This window comes from Bradyrhizobium sp. AUGA SZCCT0169 (assembly GCF_018130085.1).
Lineage (GTDB): Bacteria > Pseudomonadota > Alphaproteobacteria > Rhizobiales > Xanthobacteraceae > Bradyrhizobium.
Map to the genome: position 1 here is coordinate 1 of NZ_JAFCMC010000028.1, position 16,915 is coordinate 16,915.

Annotated in this window: 8 protein-coding genes and 1 pseudogene; all 9 read left to right on the forward strand. The window is 60.9% G+C overall.

The window, feature by feature from the left end:
* Positions 1–1,203: 1,203 nt before the first annotated feature.
* The 9 genes and pseudogenes from JQ609_RS25410 (at position 1,204) to JQ609_RS25450 (ending at position 16,877) form a co-directional block, all read left to right on the forward strand.
* On the forward strand, positions 1,204–4,401 hold the full coding sequence (locus tag JQ609_RS25410) for an acetoacetate--CoA ligase (RefSeq protein ID WP_212275550.1): 3,198 nt from the start codon (positions 1,204–1,206) through the stop codon (positions 4,399–4,401).
* A gap of 822 nt (positions 4,402–5,223) precedes the next feature.
* Positions 5,224–7,065: a M48 family metallopeptidase gene (locus tag JQ609_RS25415; RefSeq protein WP_212275552.1), complete on the forward strand. Its 1,842-nt coding sequence runs from the start codon at positions 5,224–5,226 to the stop codon at positions 7,063–7,065.
* 695 nt (positions 7,066–7,760) lie between these two features.
* A pseudogene (locus JQ609_RS25420) lies at positions 7,761–9,184 on the forward strand (IS1182 family transposase).
* 124 nt (positions 9,185–9,308) lie between these two features.
* Positions 9,309–10,277 (forward strand): ABC transporter substrate-binding protein, encoded by a 969-nt coding sequence (locus tag JQ609_RS25425; protein WP_212275554.1) that lies wholly within the window; start codon positions 9,309–9,311, stop codon positions 10,275–10,277.
* Positions 10,278–10,496: 219 nt separating this feature from the next.
* Entirely contained in the window at positions 10,497–11,483 is a 987-nt protein-coding gene (locus JQ609_RS25430) for an ABC transporter substrate-binding protein (protein WP_212275555.1), read from the forward strand.
* Between the two features lie 246 nt (positions 11,484–11,729).
* Positions 11,730–12,713 (forward strand): ABC transporter substrate-binding protein, encoded by a 984-nt coding sequence (locus tag JQ609_RS25435; RefSeq protein WP_212275557.1) that lies wholly within the window; start codon positions 11,730–11,732, stop codon positions 12,711–12,713.
* Positions 12,714–13,588: 875 nt separating this feature from the next.
* Positions 13,589–14,920, forward strand: coding sequence for an adenylate/guanylate cyclase domain-containing protein (locus JQ609_RS35825; RefSeq protein ID WP_212275559.1), 1,332 nt, complete (start codon positions 13,589–13,591; stop codon positions 14,918–14,920).
* Between the two features lie 202 nt (positions 14,921–15,122).
* Positions 15,123–15,743 (forward strand): hypothetical protein, encoded by a 621-nt coding sequence (locus JQ609_RS25445; RefSeq protein ID WP_212275562.1) that lies wholly within the window; start codon positions 15,123–15,125, stop codon positions 15,741–15,743.
* Positions 15,744–16,019: 276 nt separating this feature from the next.
* Positions 16,020–16,877: a GNAT family N-acetyltransferase gene (locus JQ609_RS25450; protein WP_212275564.1), complete on the forward strand. Its 858-nt coding sequence runs from the start codon at positions 16,020–16,022 to the stop codon at positions 16,875–16,877.
* Positions 16,878–16,915 lie beyond the last annotated feature (38 nt).

Genomic DNA, 16,915 nt, shown 5'->3' on the forward strand with positions numbered 1-16,915 from the left:
TTCCCTGCGCAATGGCTTTACGGCTTATGCCGTGATCTCCCCGGAGACGAGTTCTTGGTTGACTCCGTCGCTGCCGTTTCGGCTCTCGCCTACCCGACAGCTTGACGCCAGCAACGGGCGCCAGGACCACACGGTTTTGCCGTACGCTTATCCACGCCGTCGTCGAGGCGTAAACCAGCGTCCACCGCAACCCGTCCAACGTCCGTGACGACGGCCGACGCCCTTCTGAGTAGGACGGGATGGGCAAACATATGCACCTGATTTTCGTTCTGGTAAACAGAAATCTTTTTTATTTTGGGGCTTGACACGATTTCCGTAAATCAGAATTGATTTGCCCGTCGGGTTGATTTGTCGCACCCCCGTTCAGATTGCATGACGCCGGGTCGGCGGCCGACGTGAGGCATTTCTGCCAGCCAGCGTGCGCGGCGCGCCATGTCGAAAAGCCACGCCATCCACTCCTGATCGCGTTTGCGTCGTTAAACTTCATCGGCAACGATCCACGAAACTGTCCTGAAGTCATTTTGTCGCCAGCTCGAAATCTGCCCAACGCGATTTCCCGGTAACTTGTGCGTCAAGCCGTTCCTGCAAAGTTCGACGGCATGACTGTTTCACAGGTGCACTATGCGCGACGAATTTGCCTCAAACGCGTTTCTTGCTGTGACCGCTGCAGGTATCGTCCTGCTGTGCTCAGGCCTTATGGCTTTGGTGCTCACTTAGCGAACTGCAGTCGGCAGCTTCCTGGCTGCCTTCTCGAGCTTGTTCCGCGGTGCGCAAAGCAAACGATGTCCGATCAGCGGAGTAAGGCAGACCCCACGGTCACAAACATTGTTGTCTCCAAATGACCCGAAGCTGCCCAAGTCAGCGACCGACCAGAAGCGGACTTAGCTGCGCGCTGCCGGCACGGAATTCGATTGCAAGCTGGTGATGGACGGCAAAGCTGGCGCGCTGTCGGTCTCCCTCCCAAGAGTAAAAGGCGACCCAACCGCTCAGCACCTCCGGGAGTGAACTGGGCTTTGAGGGAAGCGCGCACTCACAATTCTTATTCAGATGCGCGAGACACTCGCTGAGGCGATGAAGACAAGGCTCATGCCTGCGCGAGTACCGCTAAATGATTACCTACGGATTTTATCTGCCATTACCTTCTTCCCAATTCGCTACCACTTCTTCCCAATTATAGTGTTAGCGCTTCAGGGGGAGGGCGCCATGGAGTTGCCTCTGACCAATAGCGCAAGGTCTTTTCATGAGAGTTTCGAGGAAGCGGCGCTCCCCTCCGATGATCAGGCCGTCGCGCATTCGCAACTGACGGCCTTCATGCAATGGTGCGAGGTCCGGACCGGACAGCACTTGCCTGACCATTCCGCGATGGACCGCTTCTCGGTGGAGGAGTTCCGCAATTTTTGGCGCCTCTTCCTGGAGTGGTCCGACCTGCCCCGGCACGGCGCGCTCGAGCCGGTCTGCGTCGGCGATGCCTGCGAGACCGCCCGCTTCTTCCCGGATCTCCGTCTCAATTACGCCGAGTGCCTCCTCGCCGGCAGTCCCGACCAGACGGTCCTGACGGCCTGTCACGCTGGCGGCAGCCGCGACCGGTTCACACGGGGCGCACTGCGCATCGCGGTCGCCCGGCTGGCGACCTCGCTGCAGCGGCTGGGTGTGCGCCCTGGCCTCCATGTCGCAGCGATCGGACGCAACAATGCCGAGGTGGTCATTGCCGCCCTGGCCACCGCTGCCATTGGCGCGACTTTCGCTAGCTGCGCGCCGGACATGGGCGTGCCCGCCATCCTCGCGCGCTTCGCCCCTCTCGAGCCCGTGGTGCTGTTCGGCTGTCTCCGGGCGGAGCCATGGGATCCGGGCGTCGCCGTCGCCGAGCGCGTCGCCGGCGCGGCGGCCGGTCTGCCGGGCCTTGCCGCGATCGTCGCGTTGGACAACGGCTCGTTTCCCGCCGGCGAGAGGATGGTGCCCCTGCACAGGTTCGCCGATCTGCTCCGCGATGCCGTTGGCCGCGACGCCCGACCCGGCTGGCTGCGCCATCCGTTCAACCAGCCACTGTTCACGATGTTTTCCTCCGGCACCACGGGCGCGCCGAAATGCATTCAGCACGGCACCGGCGGCACGCTGCTGGAGCATGTGAAGGAGCACCGGTTGCACTGTGATCTCGGGCCGGGCGACAAGCTGTTCTTCCAGACCTCCTGCGGTTGGATGATGTGGAATTGGCAGCTCTCTGCCTTGGCCTCCGGCACGGAGCTCGTCCTCTACGATGGGCCGCTCGAAGGGCCGGACACCTTCTGGCGGATCGTCACCGAGGAGCGCGTGACCGTCTTCGGCACCAATCCTGCCTATTTGCACTTCTGCGAGCAGGGGGGCTTCTCGCCGGGCCGGGTGTTCGACCTTTCTGCGCTCCGGGCTGTGCTCTCCACCGGCTCCATCCTGCATCCCCGCCAGTACGACTGGGTCCGCGATCAGGTGAAGGCGGCGATGCCGCTGCAGTCGATCTCAGGCGGCACCGACATCATCGGCTGCTTTGTCCTGGGCAATCCGAACCTGCCCGTTCATCGCGGCGAGGCACAGTGCCGCAGCCTCGGCCTCGATGTCCGCTCGCTGCCGCCGCCTGACAATCCGGAGGCACTGATCGGCGAGCTGGTCTGCGCCAACCCTTTTCCCTCGCGCCCCCTCGGTTTTCACGGTGATGCCGACGGCACACGCTTCCATGCCGCCTATTTCGCCCAGAACCCCGGCTTCTGGACGCATGGCGACCTGATCGAGGCCACGCCCCATGGCGGTTGGCGGCTGCATGGCCGCTCCGACGGGGTCCTCAATGTACGCGGCATCCGCATCGGCACCGCAGAGATCTACCGCATCCTCGATCACACCGAGGAGATCCTCGAGGCGATGGCGGTCGAGCAGCAGGCAGAGGAGGAGCCCGGTGGCACGCGCATGGTTCTCCTGATCGTGCTGCGCGAAGGCCTGATGCTCGACAACATGCTGGCGAAGCACATCCGCTCGGAGCTTGCGCGCTGCGGCTCCCCCGCCTTCGTGCCGGCGCGCATCGCACAGGTCGAGGCGCTTCCTGTCACCTTCAACGGCAAGCGGTCCGAAGCCGCGGCGCGCGATGCGGTGAATGGCCGCCCTGTACGGAACCGAGCTGCCCTGCAGAACCCGGAATGCCTCGATGCCATTGCCAAGCATCCGGTTCTCCGGGCGCCTCCGGCCGTCAGGGTGCCGCGGGGACCGCCGCCAGGCTGTGAGGCGATCCCGGACCCTGAGCGGCTGCCGCAGGAGCTGCAGGCGATCTGCGAGCGCGTGCTGGGCGTCGCGCCCATCGGCTGGTCCGACAATCTTCTTGGCCTCGGTGCGGACTCGCTGGCACTGCTGAGCCTGCTGCTCGAGATCGAGAGCTATGCTGGGCGTCCCGTGGCCCCCTCGGCCTTTCTGGCGGCGCCCTCGATCGAAGGCTTGATCACGGTCCTCTCCGGCGGCGAGGAGGCAATGACGGCGCAGCAGTTTGGTCAGTCCGGCCCGCATCTTCGTGCCGTGGGTCCGGAGGACTGGGAGCCGATCTGCCGCTTCCTTGAGGAATCCTTCCGCGACTCGGGCATCAATGCCGCGACGTGGCGTCGGTTGTTCGAGCATGAGTGGTCCGATCACGGGCGCGGCTTCATACTCCTCGACCGCAACGCAGTCGTCGGCTTCATCGGAGCTGTTACCGCCCGGCGTCAGGTGAACGGGGAGGCAGTGCTCGTCTGCAATCTGTCTTCCTGGGTCGTACACGCGCAGTACCGCGGCTGGGGCATGGCCCTGCTTGCCTCGCAGCTGGAAGGCGCGCAGCTCACCTATACCTCCTTCACCCCACAGCCGATCTCTTGGACTGCCCTCATGGCGCAGCGTTTCAAGCCGCTGGAGTCGCACAGGATCGCCATGCTTCCGTTGCTACAGGCCGAGACGATGTTTGGGCCGAACCGGCCGGTCATCAGCTTCGATCCGGCCGTGGTCCGCGAGAGGCTGACCGGCGAACAACGACAGATCTTCGACGATCACGCGCGGTATGACTGCTTGCAGCTAACCGTCAGCGACGGGTCCGATTATGCCTATCTCGTGGTGAAGCGCCGCATTCACCGTGTTGCAGCGGGCCGACTGGGAGGACTGGCGCGAGTTCTGCCGCTGCGAATCCCCTATTCGGACATCCTGCATTGTAGTGCACCGGAATTGCTGTTGCGGCATCTCGAGCGCGTCAAGCTGACGATCCTGCGTCGACAGCGGACGGCAGCGCTCGTGGCGGACGCGCGGCTCTTTCCTGTCCGGCCACGGGGCGTGCTGCTCCCGGTGAGCAACTGTTACCGCTCCGCGTCGATCGCTGCCGGTGAACTCGACAGGCTATATTCGGAAATCGTGCTCCTGCCCATCTGATTTTGGCACATTTCGGACCTCGCGCAATTCCATGCTTGAGTCCGTCATGCGCACCAAAGCGGACGTAACGCCTGCAGATGCGGCCGACTTCTGAAAGGAAACGTGGGTCGAAGCGGCCAGCTAATATGGCCGTCGCCCCGGCGTTCGCATGACCACCAGCGAGAATTGTTCTTGCACGCAGGTCGTTATCTTCCTTTCTCAACAACGTCGCCAGCGGCGTATCGGTCCCCCGACGCGCAGTTGCGCATCTGAGATCGTGTGCGCTGCGCTCCATGTCGAAGAAGCGACGCCACCCACTCTGGATCGCGCTTGCCTCGTTAAACTTCATCGGTAACGATCCACGAAACTGTCCTGAAGTCATTTTGTCGCCAGCTCGAAATCTGCCCAACACGATTTCCCGGTAACTTGTGCATCAGCCGTTCCTGCAAAGTTCGACGGCACGACTGTTTTACAGGTGCACTATGGGCGACGAATTTGCCTCATACGCGTTTCTTGCTGTGACCGCTGCAGGTATCGTCCTGCTGTGCTCAGGCCTTATGGCGTTGGTGCTCACTTAGCGAGCTGCAGTCGGCAGCTTCTTGGCGGCTGCCTCCTCGAGCTTGTTCCGCGGTGCCCGAAGCGGAAGAGCAGCACCGCTGACCCATTGCGGCGAGCCGTCCGCCGACGCTAACGTGTCGCAGCTACAGACATTGCAGTCGTCTTGCAGAACGGACGGAAACGTCTGAAAATTCGTTTCAGGGCCTCTCTGGATCCAGTTCCGACGACCCGCTGAAGCCCCAGATCCGGCAGATTTTTTCTCTCCGCCCGATTTTGGAGCCCACCATGGCGACATTCACGCGATCGCAAAGCCTGCTGGTTTCCGTAAGTCTTGCCGCACTGGGCGGGACGGCACTGGCGGCGCTGCTGGCCGGGGGCGGTTTTATTCTCGCGGACGCACGCGCAACCGCCGTGGATGCATCGCTGCCGATCGTCAACGCCGATGTTCCGACCTGCGGCCCGCCGACGGCAACCACCCGGCCGAACATGATGCTTCGCCTGGTGCAGACGGAAGTGCCGCGCGCCGGGATGAACGCAGCCAGCCCCGCGCCGGCATTTGCGGACACCGAGCCGCCGCTGTGGACCGGCATCGGCTCCACCACCTGGAAGGTCACGACCGCGAACGAGCGCGCGCAGGCCTATTTCGATCAGGGCCTGCGTCTCGCCTACGCCTTCAATCACGATGAGGCGCGACGCGCGTTTCGCATGGCGCAAAAACTCGACCCCGACTGCGCCATGTGTTTCTGGGGAGAGGCGCTGGTGCTCGGTCCCAACATCAATCTCCCGATGCCGGAAGACGCGGTCGCGCCAGCCTATGACGCCGCGCAGAAGGCGAAGGCGCTGGCCGGGAAAGCGAGCCCGCGTGAACAGGCGCTGATCGGCGCCATCGCAGTGCGCTACGGCAGCGATCCCAAGGCCGCTCGCGCGCCACTCGACGCGGCCTACGCGGCCGAAATGGCGAAGGCAGCAAAACAGTTTCCCGAAGACGACGAGATTGCCACGCTCTATGCCGAGGCGGTGATGGATCTCAGCCCGTGGGACTATTGGAAGCCGGGCGGCCGCGACGCCAAGCCACAAAGCGTGCCGATCGTGCCGACGCTGGAGCGCGTGCTGGCGCGTAATCCCAATCATGCCGGCGCTATTCACCTTTATATTCATGCCGTCGAGGCGTCGGACCGGCCCAAGCGCGCCGAACCCTATGCCGACAAGTTGCGCGGCGCGGTTCCCGGCGCAGGCCATCTCGTGCACATGCCGAGCCACATCTATTATCGGGTCGGCCGCTATCTCGACGCGCTGGAAGACAACAAGACCGCGGTCAAGGTCGACGAAAAATACCTGACCGAGACCAACGCGCCGATGGGCGTCTACAGGCTCGGCTATTATCCGCACAACGTGCACTTCGTGATGGCGTCGGCGCAGATGGCCGGCGACGGCCCGACCGTGATTGCTGCTGCGGAGAAGCTCGGCCAGCTCATTCCCAGCGAGGCGGCCAAGGGCATTGCGATGGTGCAGCCGGTCAAGGCGGCGCCATACTTCGCGCACGCGCAGTTCAGCACGCCGGAGACCATTTTGGCGCTGCAAGATCCCGGCGATGCGATTCCCTATGTCAAGGCGATGTGGCTCTACGTGCGCGGCGTCGCGCTGGTGGCGAACCGTGACTTCGCGGGCGCTACTGCCGCAGCCAGCGCCATCGAGACGATCGAGCGCACCGCGGACTTCAAGCTGCTGAAGGATTCGGGCGTCCCGGCGCAGGAGGTGCTCCGCATCGCGCGCACGGTGATCCTCGCCCGCGTAGCGCAGGCCAAGGGCGACTATCGTACCGCCATCATCCGGTTCGAACGGGCGGCGGCATTGCAGGACGCCTTGGCCTACACCGAGCCGCCCTATTGGTATTATCCGATCCGGCAGTCGCTTGCCGCCGCCCTGCTGCAGGCCGGCCGTTACGCCGAGGCGGAGCGGCAATTCCAGCGCGCGCTCAGCCGGGCGCCCGCCAATGGCTGGTCGTATTACGGGCTCGCGGAACTGCACAAGGCACGCGGTGATGGCTCCGCAGCCCGCAAGGCGGAGGCCGACCTTGCCAGAACCTGGATCGGCGACCGCAAGCTGTTGCAGGTTTCAAATCTCTGAAGCGCGCCGATGAGGGATCGAATGCGGTCGCGACTTCCGGACCTGGAACATTGAATCCAGTTCGCTGGCGCGGAGCGGGAAATGGAACGAAGCGACACTGGGCAATGAAAGATTGTTTCGCCGAAGTGGGCATATCCACTTGCAGTTGTTGCGAGCACGGCAGGCGGGATTGCGAATGAACTCGAACTGCTCCTCGAGGTGTGGCCCCTCTGCAAACGGCCGGCCCGCACAGCGACGGCGGTGAGCCGGTCCACGCCGGTTACGGATATCTCTGGTGGACAAGGCCGACACGCGACGGGTCGCCGGCCTACTTTGCTTCCGGTTCGCACGGCCAGCTCATCTTGAACTTTCCGGACCGCAACCTCCTGATGGCGCTGGCATCCCGCTCCCCCTTCCCGGAGGGGCCGCGAAGTTTATCAACAAGGTTGTGTTACCCGCAGAGGCGGCGCGGCCGACGGGAGCAGCGTGTGTCGGGCACCTGGATCAGTGACGGGAGCGTGCAGCCGCTCAAGATCGTGCCCTTTGGCGGTTGCGGTTGGCACTTTTCAGACATGGCCGTTGTGACAGACGATGTCCGCTTGCAAGTACAGATCGGACTTCGGGGCAGCTGGTTGCTAACTTCCGAAAATGACCCTGGCTGTGTGAAAACGTCGCTGCTTTGCTATGATTCTCTCGTGATTCTGCGGGGGAAGCTGATGCGGCGCTTCGTTGAGCAGGCGGATCGTGGGCAATGGACGCTATTGCCGGAATGCGATGATTTCATTGACGAGAGCAACCCTGTTCGCGTGATCGACGTGTTTGTCGATACCCTCGATTTGGCTGAGATGAACTTCGAAGGGGTGGAACCGGCAGCGACCGGGCGACCGTCGTACCATCCCTCGGTTCTCCTGAAGCTGTACATCTACGGCTATCTAAACGCGGTCGAGCCGGCGGCTCGAGCGCGAGGCCGGCCGCAATGTCGAAGTCATGTGGCTATTGGGCCGGCTCGCTCCTGATCACAAGACGATCGCGGACTTCCGCAAAGACAATGGCCTGAAAGGTATGTGCTCGCTTCGTCGAACTCTGCCGTGAGATGGGCCTTCTCGCGACGGCGAGCGTCGCCATCGATGGCAGCAAGTTCAAGGCCGTGAACAACCGGGACAAGAACTTCACACGGGCGAAAGTGGAGCGGCGGCGCGCCCAGCTGGAGGAGAGCGTCGCGCGGTATTTGAGCCAACTTGATACCGCCGATCGACAGGAACCGACGGAGGCACTGGCCGCGAAGGTAACAAGGCTTACCGAGAAACTGACGAAACTGAAGGCGGAAATGGGCAAGCTTGCCGTTTACGAGAAGCAGATGCTCGCTTCGCCCGACCAGCAAATCTCGCTGACCGATCCCGACAGCCGTTCGATGGCGACGAGCGGGCGTGGGTCCGGCGTCGTCGGCTACAACGTGTAGGTCGCCGTGGATACCGAGCATCATCTGATTGTGACGCATGAGGTAACGAACAGCGGCTCAGATCGGGCTCAACTGGCCAATATGGCCAGGCAGGCCAAGGCTGTTCTCGAGACCGAGACGCTCGAGGCCGTTGCCGATCGCGGCTACTTCAGCAGCCTGGAAATCCTCGCGTGTCACGAGGCCGGCATCACGGTAACTCTGCCCAAGCCGCAGACGTCGGGTGCCAAGTCAGATGGCCGCTTCGGCAAGCAGGACTTTGTCTATTTGCCAGATGAGGACGCCTATCGCTGTCCAGCTGGGGAGCAACTGCCTTATCGCTTTACGAGCGAGGAGGACGGCAAGCGGCTACGGCGCTACTGGACCACAGCCTGTCAGGAATGTTCGCTTAAATCGCAGTGCACGACAGGGCCAGAGCGGCGGATTCCACGATGGGAGCATGAGCATCTACTCGAAGCTGTGCAGCAGCGCCTTGATGCAAACCCACAAGCCATGCGCCTGCGTCGCGAGACGGTCGAGCATCCGTTCGGCACGATGAAAGCCCGCATGGGAGCGACACACTTCCTTACCAAAACGCTTCCAAAAGTAGCCGCCGAGATGGCACTCTCGGTCCTCGCCTATAACCTCACACGGGTCATGAACATCGTCGGGACCAAGCCGCTGATGACTGCGATCGCGGCCTGAGACCGAACCGGTCCTGGCTTCTCACCGACTTCCTTAGAAGGGCGTTTTTACACGACCAAGACCCTTAGCGGACGTTACGTTTCCTTCCCAGTCTGCTACGTTGGCCCGCAACTTGGGGTTCGGCATGAAGCGACGTGTGCTTATTGCAGCAGTTTGCGGCGCAGTACTCTGGTGTTTAGGCGCACGAGCGCAGCCAGCTAAAGTTTGGCGTATTGGGTTTCTACGTGCCGCCCGGCCTCCTCAACGCGAGCTTGATGCTTTCCTGCAGGCGCTCTCCGACAAGGGTTTCATCCAAGCTCGCAACTTCGTTCTCGTCGAGCAGTGGGGCGACGGAAATGTTAGCCGGCTGCCAGAACTCGCCGCCGAGTTGGTGAACAAGAAAGTTGATATCGTCGTTACGGAGGGCACAATTCTTGTGCGGGCTGTTGCCGCCGCCAGCAGCACAGTTCCTATCGTAACAGCTTCGGCGGCGGACCCATTCATGGGGGGCCTCATCAAGAACCTGTCGCGTCCGGGTGGAAACGTAACTGGCTTTGCGAGCATGGAGCGAGATATTTCCGGTAAAGTCTTCGAAATAATCAAAGAGATGGTGCCGGGCCTTCAACGAATTGCCGTCCTTTCGGCCCGCTCGATCTGGGGCCTCTTTGCTCCCGGGCAGGATCAGGCCGCGAAGTCGCTTGGCGTCGAGTATAGCTTTGTTGAGATGCAACGACCGGAGGAAGTGGGTTCTGCAATGCGCGAGGCGCTTGCCCGTGGTGCCCAAGGTATTGTGATCCGTGGCAGTCCATTTTTTTCATCAACCCAGCGGCGCCTCATAATCGATAGTGCGGCGGAACACAGGCTCCCGACGATCTATGAGCGCCGTGATGACGCTGAGCAGGGTGGGTTGGTCAGCTACGCTCCCGATATCCAAGACCAGTATCGTGCCACCGCCGAGTATGTCGTCAGAATATTGGGGGGTGCTAGTCCGGGAGAACTTCCAATCCAACAGCCGACAAAATTCGACCTGATCATCAACCTCAAGACCGCAAGGGCGCTTGGCCTGAATGTATCTCCTGCGCTCCTCGCGAGCGCATCAGAGGTTATTGAATGATGTCGCTTTCTGGCACCTTTGAGACATGCCGATGGACGCTGAAAATGTCTGCTTATCGGGGTAGACCGGAAGTGGTCGGCGCATGGTCAAAACGACGCGATTGACCCAACAGCGACATTGGCTGTGCAATGCGGCAATCGTTTTGATGCCGGTTTCAGCCCCTATCAAAGTACTCGTTTGAACCGATAAGATGCCGTCTCCTGAGCTTAAGGGTCGGACATGCAGCGGCGCGAGTTCATCACGCTCCTAGGCGGTGCGGCGGCGGGTTGGCCGCTTGCTGCGCGTGCGCAGCAGCCGGCGATACCGGTGATCGGATTCCTCAGCGGCAGATCGCCGGACGATTCCGTGGCCAATGTGGCCGCGTTCCGTCGCGGGCTAGGCGAGGTCGGATTTTTCGACGGGCAAAACGTAGAGATCGATTTCCGCTGGGCGCTGGGTCATTACGATCAACTGCCGGCTCTGGCGGCCGACTTGATTCGCCGCAAGGTGACGGTGATCGTTGCGACCGGGGGCGGCATCACGTCGGCTCAAGCGGCTAAGGCCGCGACCGCGGCCATTCCAATTGTCTTCGTGGCCGGTACGGACCCGGTCGCGTCTGGCCTTGTCGCCAGCTTCAACAAGCCTGACGGCAACCTAACGGGCGTGAGCTTCATGATAAGCGCGCTGGCGGCAAAGAAGTTTGAACTGCTGCACGAACTGGTGACCAAGGCAACGGTGATCGGCATGCTCGTGAATCCGAATTTTCCGGATGCCAATATACAGCTGCGAGAGGCGCAGGCGGCGGCGCAGGCGCTCGGGCGGAAACTGGTTGTCGTCAATGCCGGCACAGACGACGAACTAAAGACGGCTTTTGCAACGCTCCTGCAACAGCGAGTCGAAGCGCTCGTTGTTGCCGCTGATCCGTTCCTTATCGCCCACGCGGAACAACTGGCCGCGCTTGCGGCGCACCATGCGATGCCCGCAATGTACGCTGTGCGCGAGCATGCAGTGGCCGGGGGTCTCATGAGCTACGGCACTAGCATCACCGACGCGCATCGTCAGGGCGGCATCTACGCGGGGCGAATTCTCAAAGGTGCCAAGCCCGCCGACCTGCCGGTCTTGCAATCGACCAAGTTTGAGTTCGTTATCAACCTCAAGACCGCCAAGGCGCTCGGCCTCGAAATTCCGCCAAAGGTGCTCGCCATCGCCGACGAGGTGATCGAATAGAGAGGCAATTTGCTGCGGTGCATGAGTCTCCTTGTGGCACTTTTCGGACCTGACGCTCCTGATCGGCGATGTCCGCTGATCGGGGAAGAGCGGAAGTTCGCGGCGCGCTGTCAAAGTGACGCGTTTGACCCAACTCGGACATTGGCCGCACCGTCGACAGTTGATCGGTGCGCCTTTGCACTTGCCGCTTAGTCGAAGAATGTTAGGTTTGCGTATTGCGCAAAGTGCAGCCCCGATGGAGGGCGAATGCAGCGGCGCGAGTTCATCTCACTTCTCGGCGGCGCGGCAGCTGTATGGCCGCTGACCGTATTCGCGCAGCAGCCGGCGTTACCAGTAATCGGCTTTCTCAACGGTGCTTCGCCCAAAGAGTTGGAGTCTCGCGTAGTTGCGTTCCGCGACGGCCTTGCGGAAAAAGGCTATGTCGAAGGCCGCAGCGTCGCCATCGAATACCGATGGGGATTGGGTCAATACGAACGGCTGCCAGAAATGGCGGTTGATTTGGTTCGCCGTCGCGTGGCGGTGATTGCCGCGACGGGTGGGGTGCCATCTGCGCGAGCTGCAAGAGCAGCGACTTCCGAAATTCCGATCATCTTTACGATGGGCGCCGATCCCGTTGCATTCGGGCTCGTCGCCAGTTTGAATAGTCCCGGCAACAACCTTACTGGAATCACACTTCTTTCAGGTGAGATCGTGTCGAAGCGGATTGCTCTGCTGCACGATTTGCTTCCAGGAGCCAAGCTGTTGGGTGTTCTTGTGAACTCAACCACGCCTGCTAGTGAGGCCGAAGGAGCGGCCGCAGAAAGCGCCGCGCGGACGCTTGGATGGGAAGTGAAAGGACTAAGAGTCGGTGAAAGGTGGGATTTCGACGCCGCTTTTCAGCCAGCAGTACAAGAACCCCTGGAGGCCCTTCTTGTAACCACCGATCCAATTTTCGAAAGCCAGCGCGAGCGAATTGTTGCACTGGCGGCGCGCCTCGCAGTACCGACAATCTATGCTTTGCGGGAGTACACCGTGGCTGGTGGTCTTATGAGCTATGGTGCGAGCATCAACGAAATGTACCGACAGGCCGGCGTGTACGCAGGCAGAATCCTCAAAGGTGAAAAGGCCGCTGACCTTCCGGTGATGCAAGCATCCAAGTTTGAGTTGTTCATCAATTTGAAGACGGCAAGGACGTTGGGAATCCGGGTTCCGTCACCGCTGCTCGCGCTTGCCGACGGGGTGATCGAATAAACTGGCCGATGTCCGAGTCTGGCACTTTTCGGACCTGACGGGCTTGGCTGACAATGTCCGTTATTGAGGTGCCGGCTCAACCGGTCGCCGCAACACAGGCGTTAAATCTCTCTGCTCAGACCCGGCAGGGAGCGGCATGAAAGCTCGGGGCCATTCGCAAGTTAACGCTTCTGCGGATATCGTCCTTCATCTAACCAGGCCGGCGCGGCTACTATCGGCAGTATAGGCGCACGAACAGGAACCATCAATGTCGACGGCGCGGGATCGCTCCTCGACGTCGGCGGTTCCCTCTCATTGCTGTCTGCAGGAGCTTGGCAACATGAAGTGTGAGCAATTTAGCACAGTCGGTTAGTTCCCCTGTGCGGCATAGCTGGTGCGGACGACATTGTTTCACATCGGTTTGCGCGGGCCGGCAAGGTTGGAATTTCCGGAACTGCCAAGCGCTGAATCACTGGATCAAACGGACCCATCTCGAAGCTGCGAAAAATGTTCTTCGAGCATGACGCACTTGGGAGACCTTCCATGCTTGCTTGGCGCAGCCGCAATGAGAATTTTCCGTTGCTACGTGTGCGACCATGTCGTCTCGGATGAATGGTAAGATCTGACGAACAGCCTCAGCGCGGCTAGCGCACTGAGACTGTCAAGGTTGGGCATCGAGGTCGGATTGGCACCTCGAGACGTGTCGGCCTATCTGAGAAATTCCGTTTACCGGGGTAGACCGGAAGTCGCCGTGGTCCGGCCAAACCGACGCGAATGACCCACAAGGGACATGATGTTAAGGGTTGACCCGCTCGTCTGATCAGTTTGAGATCGCGCGCGCTCATCTGATCGGCTATGGTGGCGATATGGGTCCTCTAGGATGATGAGGCCATTCAGTGGCACCTGAAATTCGCTACGCGAAGAGCGGCGATGTTCATATCGCCTATCAGGCCTTTGGAACTGGCCCGGTCGACCTCGTCATAATCCCGGGCTTTATTTCCAACATCGAGCACTATTGGGATTGGCCAGAAGCAGCTCACTGGCTGAACCATTTAGCAGGCCGGGCGCGAGTTATCCTGTTCGACAAGCGAGGCACGGGTCTTTCCGATCGCCTGGGCCAGTTGCCTGGTCTCGAACAGCGAAAGGACGATGCTCGGGCTGTGATGGATGCCGCCGGGGTTGAAAGGGCGGCTGTCATGGGCGTTTCGGAGGGTGGATCACTTGCAGTGCTCTTTGCTGCCGCCCATCCTGAACGCTGTTCGGCGCTTGTGTTGTACGGTGCTTTCGCGCGGTTTTCAGACTGGTTTCCGACAAAGCAGAAGCTTGACTCGTTTCTTGACTATGTCGACACAAAATGGGGTACCGGTGAGAGCCTTGCGGCGTTTGCCCCGTCGAAGAAGGGCGATATGGAATTTCAACGTTGGTGGGGCCGGTGGGAAAGACTCGGCGGCAGCCCATCAGCAGTAAAGAGCTTGATGCGATTGAATAGCGGCATCAACATTGATGGTATCCTGCCGTCGGTTCGCGTCCCCACTCTCATATTACACCGAACAGAAGATCCGACAGTCAGCATTCAGGCCGGGCGTTTTCTGGCAAGCCACATTCCGCACGCGAAGCTGATTGAATTAGAAGGGCCCGACCATATGTGCTGGTTTGGTGACAACGCAACACTCATTGCCGATACGATTTTGGATTTTGTTGTGGAGCCAGGCGCCGAAACACGAACCACAACGGCGTCACGGCGAGTGCTGACGACGATCCTATTTACCGACATCGTCGCTTCTACGGAACGAGCTCGGGAACTGGGGGACAAGGGCTGGCGCGAGTTACTGCAAGCACATGATGCGACTGTTCGTCGGGAAATCATGCGCTTTCGTGGGAACGAGATAAAGTCGACGGGAGATGGGTTTCTGGTCGACTTTGATGGCCCAGCACGGGCAATCCGGTGTGCAATGGCGATTATGGAGGCGATGGCACCGATTGGCATTCAAGTTCGCGCGGGGCTGCATACCGGAGAAGTGGAGCGGAGCGACGGGGATGTGCTCGGGATTGCCGTTCATCTTGCGGCACGTATCATGGATACCGCGACAGCAGGTGAAGTAGTCGTTTCAAGGACGGTTAAGGACCTTGTCGCTGGCTCAGGCATCGAACTCGATGACGCGGGTGAGCATTTTTTGAGGGGCCTTGAAGAGAAGTGGCAGCTATTCAGGGTCAGGACGGCGGCGTAACTTTTGACGGATATTCGAAGCCGTGCCTTCAAGGGAGATGGCAATGTGGCAGCCGGATGGATGGGGGTGGCGAGCGCGAATAGGATTGCTAACTCCCCACGCAGACATCGGGCCAGAGGCGGAATTCGGAGCCATGGCCCCGGACGGGGTTTCGATCCACGCAACCCGCGTCCCTCTTGGCGTCTATGCTCCAGGTGGGAAGATGGATCAGAAAATTGCTGACGATCCCGTGCGCGCCTTTGCCGAGCCGCCGCTCGTGGACGATGCCGCCGATCTGTTGGCAGCAGCCCCGCTCCATGCGATCGTATATGGCTTCACCAGTAGCAGCTATGTGCGAGGTGCAGCCGACGATGCGGCGCTCAAGAAGCGCCTGGAAGCGCGCACCCGAGGTATCCCTGTGGTCATTCCGTGCGCGGCGGCCGTCCTCGCCTTCGCCTCACTCGGCGTAACAAAGCTCGCACTGATCAACCCTCCTTGGTTCTCTGCCGAGCTCAGTCAACAGGGTGCCGGATACTTTCAAGGAGAGGGACTCGAAGTGGTCCACAACGGCTCGGCCGGCCTGCCCTCAGACCAGCGCGCCATACATCCCGGCCAGCTTTATGAGTGGGTCCGCGCCAACACACCCAGGAGCGCCGAAGCGGTCTTCATTGGCGGCAATGGCTTTCGGGCCGTCGGAACCATCAAGGCTCTGGAAGAGGACCTCGCACGGCCGGTGTTGACAGCGAACCAGGTTGCGTTTTGGCATGCCCTGCGCATCTCAGGCACGCGCGCATCGATTGTTGATTACGGTCAGATATTCGACCGCGAACTGCCAGCTTCATAGGGTCTGCACGCGCGACCTGTCTACTTCCGTTCATGGCACTTTTCGGACCTGACGCTCCTGATCGGCGAGCTGATCGGGGAAGAGCGGAAGTTCGCGGCGCGCTGTCAAAGTGACGCGTTTGACCCAACCCGGACCTCGACGAGCAGACCACAATTGGCGGGAACTCCTGCTTCCGTACTCTGAAAAAGGCCGAGGCGCATAGCAGTGAAGCTCTGGATTATTTATGATGAGAGCAGTAAGCTGCAGCTTGAAACCCCTGGATCAGGGGAAAGACGAATGAGCATCGTGCTGCGACCCGGCGCGCCGTCGGATGCCACCATTTGCGGCAAAATCTGCTTCGAGGCGTTCAGGGCGATTGACGACGAGCACAATTTCCCATGGGATTTTCCATCGGCAGAGGTGGCGACGCAGGTCTTGATGATGCTGCTGTCAAACCCGGGGTTCTACTCGGTGGTCGCCGAAAAGGACGGAAATGTTGTCGGCAGCAACTTTCTCGACGAACGCGGCTCGATTGCTGGCCTCGGGCCGATCACAGTTGATCCGACGTCACAGAACGCGACGATCGGGCGCCGGTTGATGCAGGCTGCGCTCGACCGCGCGAGCGAGCGGCGTGCGGCCGGGGTGAGGCTGCTGCAATCCACATTTCACAATCGTTCTTTGTGTTTGTACGCCAAGCTCGGCTTTGACACCCGCGAGACGATCTCGAAAATGAACGGCGCGCCGTTGGGCGTCAGATTGCCGGGGTACGACGTGCGTCCGGCCCGTGCTGCCGATCTCGCGGCCTGCAACTTGTTATGCCAGCGGGTTCACGGTCACGATCGTTGCGGCGAACTCGACGACGCGATTAATGCAGGGACAGCGCGGGTCGTCGAGTATCTTGGCCAGATCACCGCCTACGCGACGGATGTCGGGTTCTTTGCCCATGCCGTCGCCGAGACTAACGAAGGTCTGAAGGCCCTGATCGGATCTGCTCCGGGCTTTCCCGGCGGCGGCTTTTTGGTCCCGACCCGCAATAGTGAACTATTCCGCTGGTGCCTGCAAAATCGTCTCCGACTCGTGCACCAGATGACCCTAATGACGATCGGCCTCTACAACGAGCCCAAGGGCGCTTATCTGCCGTCGGTACTCTATTGAGCAAGGAGCCTCGGCGCAGCGCCGTCAGCGGCCAGATC

Bases quoted from the DNA above. Each gene is read 5' to 3' on its own strand.
- JQ609_RS25410 (WP_212275550.1), top strand. From the start codon at position 1,204: ATGGAGTTGCCTCTGACCAATAGCGCAAGGTCTTTTCATGAGAGTTTC.
- JQ609_RS25415 (WP_212275552.1), top strand. From the start codon at position 5,224: ATGGCGACATTCACGCGATCGCAAAGCCTGCTGGTTTCCGTAAGTCTT.
- JQ609_RS25425 (WP_212275554.1), top strand. From the start codon at position 9,309: ATGAAGCGACGTGTGCTTATTGCAGCAGTTTGCGGCGCAGTACTCTGG.
- JQ609_RS25430 (WP_212275555.1), top strand. From the start codon at position 10,497: ATGCAGCGGCGCGAGTTCATCACGCTCCTAGGCGGTGCGGCGGCGGGT.
- JQ609_RS25435 (WP_212275557.1), top strand. From the start codon at position 11,730: ATGCAGCGGCGCGAGTTCATCTCACTTCTCGGCGGCGCGGCAGCTGTA.
- JQ609_RS25445 (WP_212275562.1), top strand. From the start codon at position 15,123: ATGGATCAGAAAATTGCTGACGATCCCGTGCGCGCCTTTGCCGAGCCG.
- JQ609_RS25450 (WP_212275564.1), top strand. From the start codon at position 16,020: ATGAGCATCGTGCTGCGACCCGGCGCGCCGTCGGATGCCACCATTTGC.